A 15,322-nucleotide genomic window follows, 5' to 3' on the forward strand; every position below is an offset into this window, starting at 1 on the left:
TGTTAGTAGGTATAAAAATGGAGACACTTAGGCTGTTGCGTAAAATAGCTTAAGGAGTGATACCGATGCCAAATGAGTAAACTATCGACAAAAGTTAAATGCTTAAATCTTGTAACAAAGTACCGAGGTGACGCTTATGTTGATGTTTGATGTAAGTCGTTATAAGAACGGCGACAAGTAAACCTCATTGAGTGGTCAATGGGGAGATAGGTCTCAAATCATACGAATCAGAGGTGATTACTATGATGATGAATTTAGGACGTTATAAAAATGGAGACACTTCAAGTTATTGCATAAAATAGCTTAGGGAGTGATACCAATGTAATAGAGAATTTACAGTACATAAAAGTTATTTGTAAGTTGATGGAGGTAATCTATGATTGCTAGGTATAAAAATGGTGACACACAATGACTCCTCCTTATGAAAATATTTTTTACAAAATTCCAAAAGGATGTTCTAATGACAATTGAAGAATCTTAAAAGCTCATTCTAGCGTGTAAGAATGAGCTTTTTGATATGTTGAATTTTGCTGAAAGGTACTTAATCCTTATTGTTTAACTGGACCTTTCGTAGGAGAGCCAGTCTTTTTTGTTCTTCGACTAGAGCCATAAAGATTTGGTATTGATTTTTAAGATGCGGCAGGAAGCTCTTAGGAATCTTGCTATCAAAGCTTAGGTTGTTCAGAAATATGGGGGCGCTACTGTCTCTATAGATTTGTCCTTGGAAGAAGTAGTTGTCGGTCACGATATCAATTGAGATACGTGATGAGCGCCATCGACGTTTGCGCATGTACTTGGGTTTCCAACGAATCTTAAGTTGTTGGTCCTTGATATACCAACCCATGATATCTATTCTAGCGGTCTGTTTCGTTTTGTCATCACAGTAGGTTACTGGTACGCTTAAAACCTGCTGGCTTCTTGGCGAGGTTAAGAAGGAATGAAAATCAGGAATGAAGTCGTAGTCCTTGCTGGATACTTCCGATAGACCGTTTTCTTCTCGTATTTTACCACGACTGGTGTACTTGAAGAAGTCAAAACTCTTACCTTGTCTTTCTAGTCGATCAGCCTCTAATTGATATCTTGTCACCTGATCACCGATATTTTTAGTCGTCTTGAGGTAACGCATGATTTCTGCATTCTTGTAGTAAAGAGCGACGAGATTTTTTAGACGTTGACTAGGGTCCAGAGAGTGTAACTTGTCTGGAAAAGACAAAATTTGTATGCTATGAACAGAGGCTAAAGGGACAGCAGAGATGCCTGATAAGAGATTATCTTGTTCAAAGAGGGAGACGGTATCAAAATGACTGGTATGACCAAGCTGATGTCTTATGTCAACAACAAAGAGGTTATTGTCCTGTTTAAAAGTGATAATGTAGGTATCACTTGGACCTAAGTTTTTAAAATCATATTCTAGGGTAGTAATAGGAATATTGTAGTAGTGGTTAAAGGTTGGAAGTCCTAGTTTTTCTCCTAATTTCTTTTTATGATAAAGCATTCTCTTATTTTAGCATGAAGTTTGACCGGAGAAAAGATGACTCATAAGGCTTAATTTTTTTTTGAGGAATTCAAATTTCTAACTCTTTACTTTTTCCTTGCATTATCCCTCAAACTTTGGTAGAATTATATCTTGTGAGTGCACCTCACTTACTCGTGGCGAAAGACCATGAGTCATTAGACCAAAAGAGGAGGAAAATATCAATGGCTAAATACGAAATTCTTTATATCATTCGTCCAAACATTGAAGAAGAAGCTAAAAACGCTTTGGTAGCACGTTTCGATTCTATCTTGACTGACAACGGTGCAACTGTTGTTGAATCAAAAGATTGGGAAAAACGTCGTCTTGCATACGAAATCCAAGATTTCCGTGAAGGACTTTACCACGTTGTTAACGTTGAATCTGATAACGATTTTGCTCTTAACGAGTTTGACCGTCTTTCAAAAATCAACGGTGACATTCTTCGTCACATGATCGTTAAACTTGACGCGTAAGAAGGTAAATTATGATTAATAATGTCGTACTCGTTGGTCGCATGACCCGTGATGCGGAACTTCGTTATACACCAAGTAATGTTGCAGTTGCTACATTCAGTCTTGCAGTTAATCGTAACTTCAAGGGTGCTAATGGTGAACGTGAAACTGACTTTATTAACTGTGTTATCTGGCGCCAGCAAGCTGAAAATTTGGCTAACTGGGCTAAGAAAGGCGCATTGATTGGAATTACAGGTCGTATTCAGACTCGTAACTATGAAAATCAACAAGGTCAACGTGTTTACGTAACTGAAGTTGTCGCTGATAATTTCCAAATGTTGGAAAGCCGTGCGGCACGTGAAGGTCACAGTGGTGGTTCTTACAACGCTGGAGGATTTGATAATTCAAATTCATTCGGTGGGGGAGCTTCAACTGGTGGTTCATTTGGTGGATCACAACCTGCACAATCTACACCAAACTTCGGTCGTGATGAGAGTCCATTTGGTAATTCAAATCCAATGGATATTTCAGATGACGATCTCCCATTCTAAGAATGGACAAAACGAATTAAATATATAAAGGAGAAATAAACATGGCTCAACAACGTCGTGGCGGATTCAAACGCCGTAAAAAAGTTGATTACATCGCAGCTAACAAAATCGAATATGTTGATTACAAAGATACTGAGCTTCTTAGCCGTTTCGTTTCAGAACGTGGTAAAATTCTTCCACGTCGTGTAACAGGAACTTCAGCTAAAAACCAACGTAAAGTAACAACAGCGATTAAACGCGCTCGCGTTATGGCACTTATGCCTTACGTAAACGAAGACTAAAAATAATGCCCTCGACTGAGGGTGTTTTTTTCTGCCTTGATTTTGTAGGCTTTTGTTATTTCTAGGGCTGACAGTGCTGAGTTTTATTTTATACTTTAGGGAAAAAGAAAAACCAACTGGTCTTCTCATTTATCTTGAGGAGCTAGTTAGTTGTTTTGTGGTATATAGAGTGTGTTTTCTAAGAAATCATCAAATTTTTGGTCATTAACAAGGATATCAACATTGTCTTTGAAGACCTTGAAGCGGTTTGATAACCAATGTGTTTTGATATCTGCCCAATTATTGAAGCGGCTCCACCTGTAAGGAAGTGTGGGGTCCTGTTTTTCAAAGACATAGATACTGCCATCTTTTTCATAAGCTATAGCCGTGTGGAAATTGCTAACATCACCAGGGCTATTTTGAAAGACCGAGAGGAGTTTAACCTTTTCTGGAAACTTGAGTCCAGCCTTTTTCCATGCTTTAAGGAGGTCATCCGTAGACTGGTAGCTGATATTATCCCCAAAGAGGAGACTATAGAGAGCTTGATCCTTGGCGGTTAGCTCTTTGTGGCGTGACTTAAGATCTATAAATTCGTTTTGAGAGGGGAGGTCCAATTTGGTGAGGTCCTCTGAGCTTGTAATAAGGTCATGAAGAAGGAGGAACGATGTTCGTCGGCAGTTTAAGTCATCAGTAAAATGTGATTTGTTATCTTCGAAAGTTTTTTCATTAAGGAAGGTGACAAATTGATTTTGATCCTTGCCGATTTTACTTTTGGTCCATTTTTTGACAACAGGTTGGAGGTTTGTATTTTCCTGATTGTAACGACTAATATAAGGGGCTAGATTGTCCCAGTCTTTTGTCGGGATGCCCTTGCTTTTTAAGGCTTTTGCTAGCTGTTTTTCCTGAGTGGAAGTCGTCACATTGTTAAAACTATAGTAAGCTTGATAGTTTTTCTGAGTATTCTTGTGGCCACAAGCCATAAGTAATAGGCAGCAAGCAATGATTAGTAGAGGGAATTTGATACGCATCTATTGGAATTCTTTCTTTTGTCTATTAACTTTAACATTTTAGTATAGAATAGCCAACTGTGTCAAGATTTCTGACGTAAAAAAGCACCCATAAGGGTACTTGAGGTTGAGATTGATTAAGATGCAGGTGCGTAAGTACTTTGGACGTTGTAATGACGTTTGAAGAAGTATTTGGCAACACCAGCTATGACGCCAATGATAAGGATTGTAATTGGTGAAAGACCAGGGTTGAGGTAGCTTGGAAGAAGGGCTGTAAGACTAAAGAGAGCAAACCATGCAATAAAAGAGAGTGTGATGACGGTCATGCTGAACCACCATTTTGGACGTTCTTCTTTTGGTTTGTTATTGTGACGGTAGATGTAGTGATAAGGGGTATACATAGCAAGGCCTCCAATGAATGACACTGAAAGAAGGGTTGTGAGGCCGTAGCTAGTTTGTGTACCTGAGAAACCAAAGATAGCGTTCATGATAGCAACGATGGCTAGAAGGAAGAGTGAGGTATCAAGCCACATCTTCCAAGGAGTTTTATCTGTTTCTGGCACTTCTTTGTTAGGCTTACCAGTTTCAGGTTTTTGGTGTTTTTCAGGAGAGAAACTAGCTGCCCAAACAGTTGGAGCACCAAGGAGTCCACGTCCTGTAATTCCTTTTTTCTGATTTTCGATAAGTTCAGGAATGACATTGCCAAGAATGTCTTTGATTTCTTGGTCTGATTTACCATCTTTGATGAGTTGGTTAGTTGCGATGTGGATAAATTCTTGGTTTTTCTTGGTGAGTTTTTGGATGTCCATGAGATGACCTTTCGATAAATAGTATTATTTTTTAGTTTTGTAGTTTAGGGAAAAGAAGAGGCTCTATGTTAGAACCATTTTTTCCTGATAAAGTAGATAACAACGCAGGATGACCCGAAGGCTGCCATAAAGAAGATGACCCAAAAGGCGTTATCTAAATCGTTTAGTGGCATAGAATTGTTTTTAAAGTTCATACCGTAGGCGGAGAAGATAACGGTTGGGATATCCAGAGCCATAGTCATGAGAGCGAGTGTTTTCATGATTGTGTTCTGGTTATTGCCGATGATAGAGGCAGAGGTTTCAGCCATGGCATTCAAGACATTTTCATAGATGCCTGCCATCTCAATGGCCTGTTGGGTTTCAACCAGAGTATCTTCCAAGAGATCCTCGTCCTCGATATATTTCTTCAAGCTAGAGGCGTTACCTGTTAGTTTTTTGACAATTCGCTCATTCATTTTAAGTGAGGCTTTTAGGTAGACAATGGATTTTTCCAATTCCATCATGTCAATCAAGTGCTCGTTTTTAGTCGCATTTTCCAACTGAGCTTCCAATTTATCGCTCTGGCGGTCGATAGAGCGTAGGGCAGTTAGGTAAAGTTGAGCATTGCGATAGAGAATCTGAAAGACAAAACGGGTCTTCATGAAGGTGTAGAAGTTACGTACACGGTGGTTGAGGAAGTTATCCATGAGACTAATGTCCTCAAGACAAGTAGTAACAACCACCTCATCGGTAACGATGATACCCAATGGAATAGTGACGTAGTAGCTTTTGTTATTACGCTCTTCATGGGTTGGGACGTCGACCAGAATTAGGGTGTAGTCATCTTCGACATCGATACGTGAAGTTTCTTCCACGTCCAGAGGGGCGCGGAGGTCTTGAATATCAATGTTAAACCGTTCTGTGACCTTCATGGCTTCTTCTTGGGAAGGGTTCACCAAATGAATCCAAGCACCAGGCTCGAATGTTTCAATTTCTTTGAATTCTTTTCCGGTGGATAAGAACATTTGTTTCAATGGGAACCCCTCCTTCGTCATTAAGTAAGCGCTAGCGTCTTGATTATAAAAGGATTTGTAGAATCGCTTTTAAGTCCAATAAACACTGCTCTTAGCTTTTTTAGTGCTGTCAAATGAGGCTTGGGATGATGTTCCTTGCCTTTTTTAGACACTCCACCATTATACTACATTTGAAACATTTTTGGGCTGGATAAATTGAAATTTTGTTATAATTATGAGAGAAAGTCGGGATGGATTTTCCATCCGTCTGTAGAAAGGAGCGGCAGTAGCTTTTGGGCTAGGGCCTCTTAAAAATATGCAAGATAAGTTAGTGATTCATGGAGCAAGAGCTCACAATTTAAAAAATATCGATGTGGAGATTCCGCGTGATAAACTGGTGGTGGTGACGGGATTGTCAGGTTCTGGTAAGTCTTCTTTGGCCTTTGATACCATCTATGCAGAGGGGCAACGTCGTTATGTGGAAAGTCTCTCAGCCTATGCCCGCCAGTTTTTGGGAAATATGGAGAAACCTGATGTGGACTCGATTGATGGTTTGAGTCCTGCCATCTCTATTGACCAGAAAACAACAAGCAAAAACCCTCGTTCGACGGTCGGAACGGCAACAGAGATTAATGACTATCTTCGTCTCCTGTATGCACGTGTGGGTGTCCCTTATTGTCCTAATGGTCATGGAGCCATTCAGTCGTCCTCTGTAGAACAGATTGTGGACGAGGTTCTAGCTCTTCCTGAGCGTACGCGTATGCAGATTTTAGCGCCAATTGTTCGTCGTAGAAAAGGGCAACACAAGGCTGTTTTTGAGCGTGTACAAAAGGACGGTTATGTTCGTGTTCGTGTAGATGGTGAGATTTACGATGTCACAGAAGTGCCAGAGTTGTCTAAGTCTAAGATGCATAATATCGAAGTGGTTGTGGACCGCTTGGTGAATAAGGATGGTATCCGTAGTCGTCTCTTTGATTCGGTTGAGGCGGCCCTACGTTTAGCAGATGGCTACTTGATTGTGGACACCATGGATGATAATGAGCTGCTTTACTCAGAACATTATTCTTGTCCGGTTTGTGGCTTCACAGTGCCAGAGTTGGAGCCCCGTCTCTTTTCATTCAATGCGCCATTTGGCTCTTGTCCGACCTGTGATGGTTTGGGTAATAAACTGGAAGTTGATATGGATTTGGTTATCCCTGATGCTAGTAAAACCTTGCGTGAAGGTGCTCTGGCGCCTTGGAATCCTATTTCGTCCAACTATTATCCAGCTATGCTTGAGCAGGCCATGGAGCAGTTCGGCGTGGATATGGATACGCCATTTGAAGATCTTAAAAAAGAAGAACAAGATTTGATTCTCTACGGATCTGGGGATCGTGAATTCCATTTCCATTATGTTAATGATTTTGGTGGGGTGCGTGATATTGACATTCCTTTTGAAGGGGTTGTGACTAATATCAATCGTCGCTATCACGAGACCAATAGTGATTTCACTCGCAATGTCATGCGAGGTTATATGAATGAGCTGTCATGTCCAACTTGTCATGGCTATCGTCTTAACGAAGCAGCACTCTCGGTTCGTGTTGGTGGCGAGAATGGCCTAAATATTGGTCAAATTTCTGATTTGTCTATTTCAGATCATCTTCAGGCAATCGATAGCCTTGAATTGGGGGAAAATGAAGGAATGATTGCCCGTCCAATTATCAAAGAAATCAAGGATCGCTTGACTTTCCTAAATAATGTAGGACTCAATTATTTGACCCTCTCTCGTATGGCCGGTACCCTTTCAGGTGGTGAGAGTCAGCGTATCCGTTTGGCGACACAGATTGGCTCTAACCTTTCTGGAGTCCTTTATGTTTTGGATGAGCCTTCTATTGGGCTTCATCAGCGTGACAATGATCGCTTGATTTCAAGTCTTAAAAAGATGCGTGACCTTGGCAATACCTTGATTGTGGTGGAGCATGATGAAGATACCATGCGTGAGGCTGACTGGCTTATCGATGTGGGACCAGGTGCTGGTGCTTTTGGTGGACAAATCATGGCCTCAGGAACTCCAGAGGAAGTGGCTAAGAACAAGAAATCAATTACTGGGCAATATTTGTCGGGTGTTAAATCAATTCCTGTACCGACAGAACGCCGTGTAGGTAATGGTCGTTTCATCGAGGTTAAGGGTGCTAGTGAAAATAACCTTAAAAATGTATCTGTCAAATTTCCACTTGGAAAGTTGATTGCAGTGACAGGTGTTTCTGGTTCTGGAAAATCGACTTTGGTTAATGGTATTCTCAAGAAAAAGATTGCCCAAGAGCTGAATCGAAACAGTGAGAAACCTGGAAAACACAAAGCAGTGACAGGAATCGAGCATATCGAGCGCTTGATTGACATTGACCAGAGTCCAATCGGACGTACACCTCGTTCTAATCCGGCGACTTACACAGGCGTCTTTGACGATATTCGTGATCTTTTTGCCCAAACCAATGAGGCCAAAATTCGAGGTTACAAGAAGGGGCGTTTCTCTTTCAATGTCAAGGGTGGCCGTTGTGAAGCCTGCTCTGGTGACGGCATTATCAAGATTGAGATGCACTTCCTACCTGATGTTTATGTTCCTTGTGAGGTTTGCCATGGCACACGCTATAATTCTGAGACTTTAGAAGTTCGTTATAAAGGGAAAAATATCGCGGATATTCTGGATATGACAGTTGATGACGCGGTTGACTTCTTTGCGGTTATTCCTAAGATTGCTCGTAAGGTGCAGACGATCAAGGATGTGGGGCTCGGGTATGTGACCTTGGGACAACCAGCAACAACCCTCTCAGGTGGTGAAGCTCAACGTATGAAACTGGCTAGTGAGTTGCACAAACGCTCTACTGGGAAGTCTTTCTACATTCTCGATGAACCGACTACTGGTCTCCATACAGATGACATTGCACGTCTTTTGAAGGTGCTTCAGCGTTTTGCGGACGATGGCAACACTGTTCTCGTGATTGAGCACAATCTGGATGTTATCAAGACCGCAGACCATATTATTGATTTGGGTCCTGAAGGCGGTGTCGGTGGAGGTACCATCGTAGCTACAGGGACTCCAGAGGAAGTAGCAGCTGTTCCAGAAAGCTACACAGGACAATATCTGAAAGAAAAATTGATATAAAGGAAAAAGGCTCTTTGAGTCTTTTTTTGCTTTAGGCTGGTTTAAGTTGAGCTTGCTATTCTATGGTTAAGAAAAAACATACAGGAGTCAGACTATGGTTAAAAAGCGTTTTTTTATAGGCTTTAATGGTATTCTTCTAGCCCTATTTCTAGATATTTGTCTATTGATTAGCATCCGTACAGTGGATCATCATGGCCATTTTCAATCAGCAACAGATAAATGGGAAACTTTGCTTTATGTTTTAGGAATTTATTTTAGTTTTCTCCTTTTTGAAGTGATATTTTATCTGATTCTGAAACACCGTAGAAATAAACAAGTTTTGGAACAGGTCTTATAGAGGCCTGGATTTTTGTGTTCAGAGATAGTGACATTTATGTCACTATTTTTTTGAAAAGAGGGAACTTATAATGACCTTATACCCAAATCCACTAGGTCTTTGAATAGTCCAAGAGGTTATTGCTGTATTTATTTTTGAAAAGAAAGGAGAAATAAGAATGCGAACTAAGGTATATGGTGAAGAGCTCACTGCTGAAACGTTAGAAAATGTCACAGGGGGTGATTTTGTATCTAGACCTCAAACCTTACCTGAACGATTGGGTTGGAATAGATGGTGGTTGAAAAGAAAATACCCTTATGGTGATTAAAAGTTACCATGAGTACCAAATATGGGAAAGAGTAATATGGATAAACAGAAAAATAATCTTATTAGAAGCTTAAGTATTGTTATCGTGATTGTCTGGCTATTTATTGTGATGATAAATGCTACGCTAAGTTTCACCGAAGGCGTTGCCTTTATTGACCATTGTCTCGTCTGGTCAACACTTTCGCTAGCTTTCTCTTTGTTTGCTCTTAGAGTAGCGGGTAAGGACAAGGAGAAATGATTTTCTCTGTTGATTGCTATAGTCTCAGATTGAGTTTATATACTTAGCCTTTTCTTTTTGTCTTTAATTCTATGGAATGGTGACATTTATGTCACTATTTTTTATCTTGTTAAGCTCTTATAATGAAGTCATAGCTTGGACTTAGTAGCTAAGAGCTGGTGAGAGAGCTAATTTTAGAATTTTATTTAGAAAGGAGCTTTGTGATGTTAGAAGAAAAACAATTATTTACGGTGTTGTCCAATGATGATTTAGAGCAAATCAGTGGTGGTTTCAATCCAGTTAAATATGGTAAGTACGTTATTAACGAATTTGTAAAAGGTTTTCGTCAAGCGTGGTAGGTAGTCGAAGTCAATGAAATAAAGAATAGGAGAGAACATGAAAAATACATTTCAAAAAATTGATATTAAAGATTTAGCAATTGTAGTTGGTGGAAGTATTTACTCATCTGTAGGATATGGAGTCGGAGTAGTTACTCACACGGTTTATGATTTTGGTCGTGGATTTGTAGATGGATTTAGAGGTTAAGGGAAAATGTATATGGATACAATGATGATGGATAAATTTGATTCTTTAACCTTTGATAAGCTTTCTGAAATTGTTGGGGGAAATGTAGCATATGACATTGGTTATGGAGTTGGACAAGTAAGTTATATTGCAGTTGAGATTTTAAAACTGAGAAAAATAAGATAGCAGATTATTAAATAACTCTTATTTTCATGAGAGTTAAAAAGAATAAGCGTTATAAGTTTTCATCGTCCAAGTGAACTATTCACTTGGATGTTAAAGATTTATATTAGAAATATATTTAAACAAAGAAAGGTAAATACATGACAGTGCTAGCGGTGAAAGGCTTAACCTATAGTTTTGGAAAGCAAACCGTCTTGGATAATATCTCGTTCACGTTAGAGAAGGGGGATATTGCCGGTTTGATTGGTAATAATGGTGCAGGGAAGACGACCCTGATGAAACTAGTTTCAGGTATTTTGGCAGGAACCAAGGATATTATTGACTTAAAAACAAAAACTGTAGGAGCCTTGATTGAAGCTCCAGCCCTATATCCTAACATGACTGTTGAAGCAAACCTTAAATTTTATTGTAAATTGTACAGTAAGGATTATGCGTTGATTGATCGTTATAAGGACGAGTTGGAGGTTGCAGCCTATCTTAAACGCAAGGCTTCCAAATTGTCTTTGGGAATGAAGCAACGTGTGGGGTTGTTTATCGCCTTAATTGCTTCAGATGAACTCATCCTTCTTGATGAGCCTACAAATGGTCTGGACCCTAATGGAATCAACAGTCTCCTCACATTAATTAAAAAGTTAGCTAAAAATCATGGTCTAACCTTTATTATCTCAAGTCATATCCTGTCTAATCTTGAACAGGTTTGTACGAAAAACTATTTGTTGAAGAATCATAAGCTGATTTACTTAGATGATAGTGATAATGTCAAATACAAGATTTATACTGAGGATTTAAGTTTGAAGTCATTAATGTCCCTATTCAAATTAAATGCTCTACCTTTTGAACGACAAAAGCATGACATCTTAGTCAAAGGATTGGCAGCTGTTAAGCAGGTTATGGATCGGGAGGGAATTCCTTTTACTTATGAAAAAGAAGGATTAAGTGAGGTGCTATTCAATGAAAAGTAAATTGAGAACCGTATTTTTAAAGCAGGAATGTATGACAAGGAGCGTTTTTGTTTGTCTTGGATTGGTAGCCTTGATTGGTGCAATTGTAATCTTATGTGATGGCTATAAGGGAGACTACCTTGGGCCATCTGCGATTATTGCCAGTTATTCCTTTATCGTGGATATCGTCTTTGCTTATCTAGCAGTATCTAGTCTTGGACGAGAATTTCAGAATCGAACAATTAATATGATTCGGGTGTCCTCCTTATCTGGACGCGAGGTTATTCTTCGAAAACTCTTAAGTTTCCTTGTGTTGTCTATAGTCGCTGCTACTATTTTGGTTTTGGAGTTGGCCTTCTACAAGTATTCTGTGCAACATGTAGATTTTCCTTTGTGGGATTATATTAGACACATCTATATTGATTTCCTAGTCTATGGAGCCTTTATTTATATGGTTTCCTCCTTACTTGTCTTGTTTGTAAAAAATACCTTAACTGCCTTTGTAACGGCTTATTTTGGAGTAACAGGAATGACTTTCTTCACGCTCTATTTGGCTAGTTTAGGGGATACCATGACTAAGCTGATGACTTATGTGCCATTTAGTTTTATGCGAGCAGTCTTTACTAGTGGTCAAGAGTTCTTTAATCTTCGCGAAGCCCTTGTTTTGTTTGTTTGGACTTTGGTTTTGCTCCTTTTTATGCCAACTATCTACGAAAAGCGAGCCTTTGTGTAATGCTAATAAAGTCAGAGTTTGATCTGGCTTTTTCTTTATGACCTCAAAAAAACAAGCTAAAATGTCAATTTAATCCTTTAAAATCTGAAAATTTGGTATAATTAACCTAAAATACCAAAGGAGTAATTCATAATGCAACGTAGACTTGAACGATTTGATGCCAAACTTGCCCAATCAGGCCTTGATGCCTTGTTGGTGACAGGACAAAACAATATTTATTATTTGACAGATTTCTGGGGGACAAATGCGACTGTCTTCATCACTAAGAATCGTCGCCTCTTCTTAACCGATTCACGTTATACCCTCATTGCCAAACAATCCGTGCATGGCTTTGATATTATCGAAAGTAAGGACCCACTTAAGGATATTGTTAAAATTATCGAGGCTGATAAACTGGAAACAATCGGATTTGATAATCAGGTATCATTTGCCTACTATCAAGGTCTTCAAGCGATTTTTGAAGGCTACACTTTATCACCACAAAGCAACTTCATGGAAGAGTTGCGTATGATCAAGGACGAAAAAGAATTGGCAACTATCCGTAGGGCTTGTTCTATCTCAGACCGTGCCTTTACAGATGTACTTGATTTTATTAAACCAGGTCAAACAACAGAACTACAAGTGGCAAACTTCCTAGATTTCCGTATGCGTGAGTACGGAGCTTCAGGGGTTTCCTTTGAGTCTATCATTGCTTCAGGTTACCGTTCTGCTATGCCTCATGGGGTTGCTTCAGAAAAGGTTATCCAATCTGGTGAAACCTTAACGATGGACTTTGGTTGCTACTACAACCACTACGTTAGCGATATGACTCGTACTATCCATATTGGTGACACCACTGATGAGGAGCGTGAAATTTATGATATCGTTCTACGTTCTAACCAGGCCTTGATTGACGCAGCTAAGGCTGGTATGACACGTCGTGACTATGATAAGGTTGCGCGTGATGTTATTGTCGAAGCGGGGTACGGTGACTACTTTACACATGGTATTGGACATGGTATCGGTCTTGACATTCACGAGATTCCTTACTTTGGTAACTCTGATGAGACTATCGAAGCTGGTATGGTCTTGACGGACGAGCCAGGTGTTTATTTGGCTGATAAATACGGTGTTCGTATCGAAGATGACATCATTATCACAGAAAATGGTTGTGAATTGATTACCCTTGCGCCTAAGGAATTGATTGTTCTCTAAGATTTGGAGGAATACTTTATGCCAAACCGTTTATCTTGGCAAGATTATTTTATGGCTAATGCAGAGCTGATTTCTAAGCGTTCTACGTGTGACCGTGCCTTTGTTGGAGCTGTTTTAGTTAAGGACAAGCGTATTATCGCTACAGGTTATAATGGCGGAGTTTCTGAGACTGATAACTGTAACGAAGTAGGCCACTATATGGAAGATGGTCATTGTATTCGTACGGTACACGCAGAGATGAATGCCCTTATTCAATGTGCCAAAGAGGGGATTTCTACCAAAAATACAGAGATTTATGTGACTCATTTTCCTTGTATCAACTGCACCAAAGCTCTCTTGCAAGCTGGTATTGTTAAGATTACATACAAGGCCAATTATAGGCCCCATCCCTTTGCGATTGAATTGATGGAACAAAAAGGCGTTTCTTATTTGCAACATGATGTTCCAGAGGTTCACTTAGGAATGGATGACTAGCTTGTTCTTTGAAAAAAGCCTGAGGATTGGGCTTGAATCTATAAAACATTTGAGCCATGCTATCATTTATGGTAAAATAAACTGATAATAATTTTTTACAAAGAGGTATTTAATAATGATTGAAGCAAGTAAACTCCGTGCGGGTATGACTTTCGTAACTAACGATGGCAAATTGATCAAAGTTCTTGAAGCTAGCCACCACAAACCTGGTAAAGGTAACACAATCATGCGTATGAAATTGCGTGATGTTCGCTCAGGTTCAACTTTTGATACTAGCTATCGTCCAGAAGAAAAATTTGAACAAGCAATCATCGAAACAGTACCAGCACAATACTTGTACCAAATGGATGATACTGCATACTTCATGAACACTGAAACATATGACCAATATGAAATCCCAGTAGCCAACGTTCAAGAAGAATTGAAATTTATCCTTGAAAACTCAGACGTAAAAATCCAATTCTACGGAACAGAAGTTATTGGTGTTCAAGTTCCAACAACTGTTGAATTGACTGTTACTGAAACACAACCATCTATCAAAGGTGCAACAGTTACAGGTTCAGGTAAACCTGCAACACTTGAAACTGGTCTTGTGGTTAACGTTCCAGACTTTATCGAAGCTGGTCAAAAATTGGTTATCAACACAGCTGAAGGTACTTACGTATCACGTGCCTAAGCCCAACTAAGTCTTTCAAACCACTGGTTTGAAGGCTTTATTTTCCAAACTAACGGAAAGGAAACATGCGATGACTACAGAAAATATCGGTGAAATTGTAATTGCCCCTCGCGTGCTCGAAGTGATTACAGGTATCGCTGCAACTAAAGTGGAAGGTGTTTACGCCCTTCAAAATAAAAATGTTACGGATAGTCTCAGCAAAACAAGCTTGGGACGTGGTGTTTACCTCCGAACAGAAGAAGATGGTACTGTAAATGCTGATATCTACGTCTCACTTCAGTATGGGGTTAACGTACCAGCGGTTTCAATTGAAATTCAAAAGGCTGTTAAAGCAGCTGTCTATGATATGGCAGAAGTGGCAATTTCAGAAGTCAATGTTCACGTTGAATCTATTGTTACTGAAAAGTCACAAAAACCAGACTTGGCTGAATTGTTTAACGAGGATTTTTTGAATGACTAATATCTTTAAAGATTCACGTCGTGACCTTCGTGAGCGTGCTTTTCAAACGCTTTTTGCCCTTGAATTTGGTGGAGAAGCTCTGGAACAAGCACTTTTCGCTTACACTTATGACAAGCCAATTGACGAAGAAACTGAAGTTGATGTACCAGCCTTTCTCCTTAGCCTGGTAACAGGTGTCCGTGAAGAGTTGGCCCAACTTGATAGTCAAATTGAAGAAAAGTTGAAAGAGAGTTGGAGCCTCTCACGTTTGATTGTGACAGATCGTACTCTCCTTCGTTTGGGACTTTATGAAATCACGTCATTTGAAGAAACACCAGGACGTGTAGCTATTAACGAAATCATTGAAATCGCTAAAAAATATTCTGATGAAACATCTGCTAAGTTCATTAATGGTGTACTTAGTCAGTTTGTGACAGATGAAGCATAAGCAAAAGAAGTTGAGCCTTGTTTCAACTTCTTTTTTTCTACAAATGTAACAAGAAAAAAGTCGCAAGCGGAGATTTCTTGCGACTTTCATTTTTGTGACTTTAAGTCCGTTTCGCTCCGA

At 39.6% G+C, this 15,322-nt stretch carries 21 protein-coding genes; 17 read left to right on the forward strand and 4 right to left on the reverse strand.

The window, feature by feature from the left end; translation table 11 throughout:
* Positions 1 to 541: 541 nt before the first annotated feature.
* Positions 542 to 1,495, reverse strand: a complete 954-nt coding sequence (locus HMPREF2979_RS01325; protein ID WP_070654731.1) for a hypothetical protein — start codon at positions 1,493 to 1,495, stop codon at positions 542 to 544.
* A gap of 203 nt (positions 1,496 to 1,698) precedes the next feature.
* Here HMPREF2979_RS01325 and rpsF point away from each other — a divergent pair, with 203 nt between their 5' ends.
* The 3 genes from rpsF to rpsR are packed head-to-tail and all read left to right on the forward strand — an operon-like array spanning position 1,699 to position 2,800.
* Complete coding sequence (rpsF, locus tag HMPREF2979_RS01330; RefSeq protein ID WP_002884188.1) at positions 1,699 to 1,989, forward strand: 30S ribosomal protein S6; 291 nt, start codon at positions 1,699 to 1,701, stop codon at positions 1,987 to 1,989.
* 11 nt (positions 1,990 to 2,000) lie between these two features.
* Positions 2,001 to 2,519, forward strand: a complete 519-nt coding sequence (locus HMPREF2979_RS01335) for a single-stranded DNA-binding protein (protein ID WP_002891844.1) — start codon at positions 2,001 to 2,003, stop codon at positions 2,517 to 2,519.
* 41 nt (positions 2,520 to 2,560) lie between these two features.
* Positions 2,561 to 2,800, forward strand: a complete 240-nt coding sequence (gene rpsR, locus HMPREF2979_RS01340) for a 30S ribosomal protein S18 (protein WP_000068665.1) — start codon at positions 2,561 to 2,563, stop codon at positions 2,798 to 2,800.
* Between the two features lie 146 nt (positions 2,801 to 2,946).
* Here the strand turns inward: rpsR and HMPREF2979_RS01345 are convergent, their stop codons facing one another.
* The 3 genes from HMPREF2979_RS01345 to HMPREF2979_RS01355 all read right to left on the reverse strand — a co-directional run bounded on the left by HMPREF2979_RS01345 (position 2,947) and on the right by HMPREF2979_RS01355 (position 5,608).
* On the reverse strand, positions 2,947 to 3,807 hold the full coding sequence (locus tag HMPREF2979_RS01345; protein ID WP_070654733.1) for a DUF4300 family protein: 861 nt from the start codon (positions 3,805 to 3,807) through the stop codon (positions 2,947 to 2,949).
* Between the two features lie 116 nt (positions 3,808 to 3,923).
* A complete protein-coding gene (locus HMPREF2979_RS01350; protein WP_070654735.1) occupies positions 3,924 to 4,595 on the reverse strand; it encodes a DUF1129 domain-containing protein in 672 nt (223 codons plus the stop codon).
* A 68-nt stretch (positions 4,596 to 4,663) separates the two neighbouring features.
* On the reverse strand, positions 4,664 to 5,608 hold the full coding sequence (locus HMPREF2979_RS01355; RefSeq protein WP_070654737.1) for a magnesium transporter CorA family protein: 945 nt from the start codon (positions 5,606 to 5,608) through the stop codon (positions 4,664 to 4,666).
* A 295-nt stretch (positions 5,609 to 5,903) separates the two neighbouring features.
* Between HMPREF2979_RS01355 and uvrA the strand changes: the two genes are divergently transcribed.
* The 14 genes from uvrA to nusB all read left to right on the forward strand — a co-directional run bounded on the left by uvrA (position 5,904) and on the right by nusB (position 15,202).
* Positions 5,904 to 8,729: an excinuclease ABC subunit UvrA gene (gene uvrA / locus HMPREF2979_RS01360; RefSeq protein WP_070654739.1), complete on the forward strand. Its 2,826-nt coding sequence runs from the start codon at positions 5,904 to 5,906 to the stop codon at positions 8,727 to 8,729.
* A gap of 94 nt (positions 8,730 to 8,823) precedes the next feature.
* On the forward strand, positions 8,824 to 9,066 hold the full coding sequence (locus HMPREF2979_RS01365) for a DUF3923 family protein (RefSeq protein WP_037602605.1): 243 nt from the start codon (positions 8,824 to 8,826) through the stop codon (positions 9,064 to 9,066).
* Between the two features lie 157 nt (positions 9,067 to 9,223).
* Entirely contained in the window at positions 9,224 to 9,373 is a 150-nt protein-coding gene (locus HMPREF2979_RS10275) for a hypothetical protein (RefSeq protein ID WP_014635043.1), read from the forward strand.
* A gap of 36 nt (positions 9,374 to 9,409) precedes the next feature.
* The gene (locus HMPREF2979_RS01370) at positions 9,410 to 9,610 is read left to right on the forward strand and encodes a hypothetical protein (RefSeq protein WP_004183464.1); all 201 of its coding nucleotides are present in this window, start codon (positions 9,410 to 9,412) and stop codon (positions 9,608 to 9,610) included.
* A 203-nt stretch (positions 9,611 to 9,813) separates the two neighbouring features.
* Positions 9,814 to 9,948, forward strand: a complete 135-nt coding sequence (locus HMPREF2979_RS01375; protein WP_037599086.1) for a bacteriocin — start codon at positions 9,814 to 9,816, stop codon at positions 9,946 to 9,948.
* A gap of 37 nt (positions 9,949 to 9,985) precedes the next feature.
* Positions 9,986 to 10,135 carry a hypothetical protein gene (locus HMPREF2979_RS10280; RefSeq protein ID WP_021152571.1) on the forward strand — a complete coding sequence of 50 codons (150 nt, stop codon included), beginning with the start codon at positions 9,986 to 9,988 and terminating at the stop codon, positions 10,133 to 10,135.
* 12 nt (positions 10,136 to 10,147) lie between these two features.
* A complete protein-coding gene (locus HMPREF2979_RS10285) occupies positions 10,148 to 10,300 on the forward strand; it encodes a hypothetical protein (RefSeq protein WP_164555397.1) in 153 nt (50 codons plus the stop codon).
* Between the two features lie 137 nt (positions 10,301 to 10,437).
* Positions 10,438 to 11,259: an ABC transporter ATP-binding protein gene (locus HMPREF2979_RS10290; RefSeq protein WP_070654741.1), complete on the forward strand. Its 822-nt coding sequence runs from the start codon at positions 10,438 to 10,440 to the stop codon at positions 11,257 to 11,259.
* 31 nt (positions 11,260 to 11,290) lie between these two features.
* A complete protein-coding gene (locus HMPREF2979_RS01385) occupies positions 11,291 to 11,971 on the forward strand; it encodes a hypothetical protein (RefSeq protein WP_261787275.1) in 681 nt (226 codons plus the stop codon).
* A 132-nt stretch (positions 11,972 to 12,103) separates the two neighbouring features.
* Positions 12,104 to 13,165 carry a M24 family metallopeptidase gene (locus HMPREF2979_RS01390; RefSeq protein WP_070654743.1) on the forward strand — a complete coding sequence of 354 codons (1,062 nt, stop codon included), beginning with the start codon at positions 12,104 to 12,106 and terminating at the stop codon, positions 13,163 to 13,165.
* Between the two features lie 18 nt (positions 13,166 to 13,183).
* Complete coding sequence (locus HMPREF2979_RS01395) at positions 13,184 to 13,639, forward strand: deoxycytidylate deaminase (RefSeq protein WP_002884736.1); 456 nt, start codon at positions 13,184 to 13,186, stop codon at positions 13,637 to 13,639.
* 115 nt (positions 13,640 to 13,754) lie between these two features.
* Positions 13,755 to 14,315 carry an elongation factor P gene (gene efp, locus HMPREF2979_RS01400; RefSeq protein ID WP_002891830.1) on the forward strand — a complete coding sequence of 187 codons (561 nt, stop codon included), beginning with the start codon at positions 13,755 to 13,757 and terminating at the stop codon, positions 14,313 to 14,315.
* A gap of 70 nt (positions 14,316 to 14,385) precedes the next feature.
* Positions 14,386 to 14,775, forward strand: a complete 390-nt coding sequence (locus HMPREF2979_RS01405; RefSeq protein WP_002884704.1) for an Asp23/Gls24 family envelope stress response protein — start codon at positions 14,386 to 14,388, stop codon at positions 14,773 to 14,775.
* Positions 14,768 to 15,202, forward strand: a complete 435-nt coding sequence (gene nusB / locus HMPREF2979_RS01410) for a transcription antitermination factor NusB (RefSeq protein WP_048674951.1) — start codon at positions 14,768 to 14,770, stop codon at positions 15,200 to 15,202. Before HMPREF2979_RS01405 ends, nusB begins: the two co-directional genes overlap by 8 nt.
* Positions 15,203 to 15,322: the final 120 nt, after the last annotated feature.

This window comes from Streptococcus sp. HMSC078H12 (genome assembly GCF_001814615.1).
Lineage (GTDB): Bacteria > Bacillota > Bacilli > Lactobacillales > Streptococcaceae > Streptococcus > Streptococcus salivarius_F.

Bases quoted from the DNA above. Each gene is read 5' to 3' on its own strand.
- nusB (WP_048674951.1), top strand. From the start codon at position 14,768: ATGACTAATATCTTTAAAGATTCACGTCGTGACCTTCGTGAGCGTGCT.
- HMPREF2979_RS01385 (WP_261787275.1), top strand. From the start codon at position 11,291: ATGACAAGGAGCGTTTTTGTTTGTCTTGGATTGGTAGCCTTGATTGGT.
- HMPREF2979_RS01405 (WP_002884704.1), top strand. From the start codon at position 14,386: ATGACTACAGAAAATATCGGTGAAATTGTAATTGCCCCTCGCGTGCTC.
- rpsF (WP_002884188.1), top strand. From the start codon at position 1,699: ATGGCTAAATACGAAATTCTTTATATCATTCGTCCAAACATTGAAGAA.
- HMPREF2979_RS01350 (WP_070654735.1), bottom strand. From the start codon at position 4,595: ATGGACATCCAAAAACTCACCAAGAAAAACCAAGAATTTATCCACATC.
- HMPREF2979_RS01370 (WP_004183464.1), top strand. From the start codon at position 9,410: ATGGATAAACAGAAAAATAATCTTATTAGAAGCTTAAGTATTGTTATC.
- HMPREF2979_RS01395 (WP_002884736.1), top strand. From the start codon at position 13,184: ATGCCAAACCGTTTATCTTGGCAAGATTATTTTATGGCTAATGCAGAG.
- uvrA (WP_070654739.1), top strand. From the start codon at position 5,904: ATGCAAGATAAGTTAGTGATTCATGGAGCAAGAGCTCACAATTTAAAA.
- HMPREF2979_RS01335 (WP_002891844.1), top strand. From the start codon at position 2,001: ATGATTAATAATGTCGTACTCGTTGGTCGCATGACCCGTGATGCGGAA.
- efp (WP_002891830.1), top strand. From the start codon at position 13,755: ATGATTGAAGCAAGTAAACTCCGTGCGGGTATGACTTTCGTAACTAAC.
- HMPREF2979_RS01375 (WP_037599086.1), top strand. From the start codon at position 9,814: ATGTTAGAAGAAAAACAATTATTTACGGTGTTGTCCAATGATGATTTA.
- HMPREF2979_RS10280 (WP_021152571.1), top strand. From the start codon at position 9,986: ATGAAAAATACATTTCAAAAAATTGATATTAAAGATTTAGCAATTGTA.
- HMPREF2979_RS01365 (WP_037602605.1), top strand. From the start codon at position 8,824: ATGGTTAAAAAGCGTTTTTTTATAGGCTTTAATGGTATTCTTCTAGCC.
- HMPREF2979_RS10290 (WP_070654741.1), top strand. From the start codon at position 10,438: ATGACAGTGCTAGCGGTGAAAGGCTTAACCTATAGTTTTGGAAAGCAA.
- HMPREF2979_RS10275 (WP_014635043.1), top strand. From the start codon at position 9,224: ATGCGAACTAAGGTATATGGTGAAGAGCTCACTGCTGAAACGTTAGAA.
- HMPREF2979_RS10285 (WP_164555397.1), top strand. From the start codon at position 10,148: ATGGATACAATGATGATGGATAAATTTGATTCTTTAACCTTTGATAAG.
- HMPREF2979_RS01390 (WP_070654743.1), top strand. From the start codon at position 12,104: ATGCAACGTAGACTTGAACGATTTGATGCCAAACTTGCCCAATCAGGC.
- HMPREF2979_RS01345 (WP_070654733.1), bottom strand. From the start codon at position 3,807: ATGCGTATCAAATTCCCTCTACTAATCATTGCTTGCTGCCTATTACTT.
- rpsR (WP_000068665.1), top strand. From the start codon at position 2,561: ATGGCTCAACAACGTCGTGGCGGATTCAAACGCCGTAAAAAAGTTGAT.
- HMPREF2979_RS01325 (WP_070654731.1), bottom strand. From the start codon at position 1,495: ATGCTTTATCATAAAAAGAAATTAGGAGAAAAACTAGGACTTCCAACC.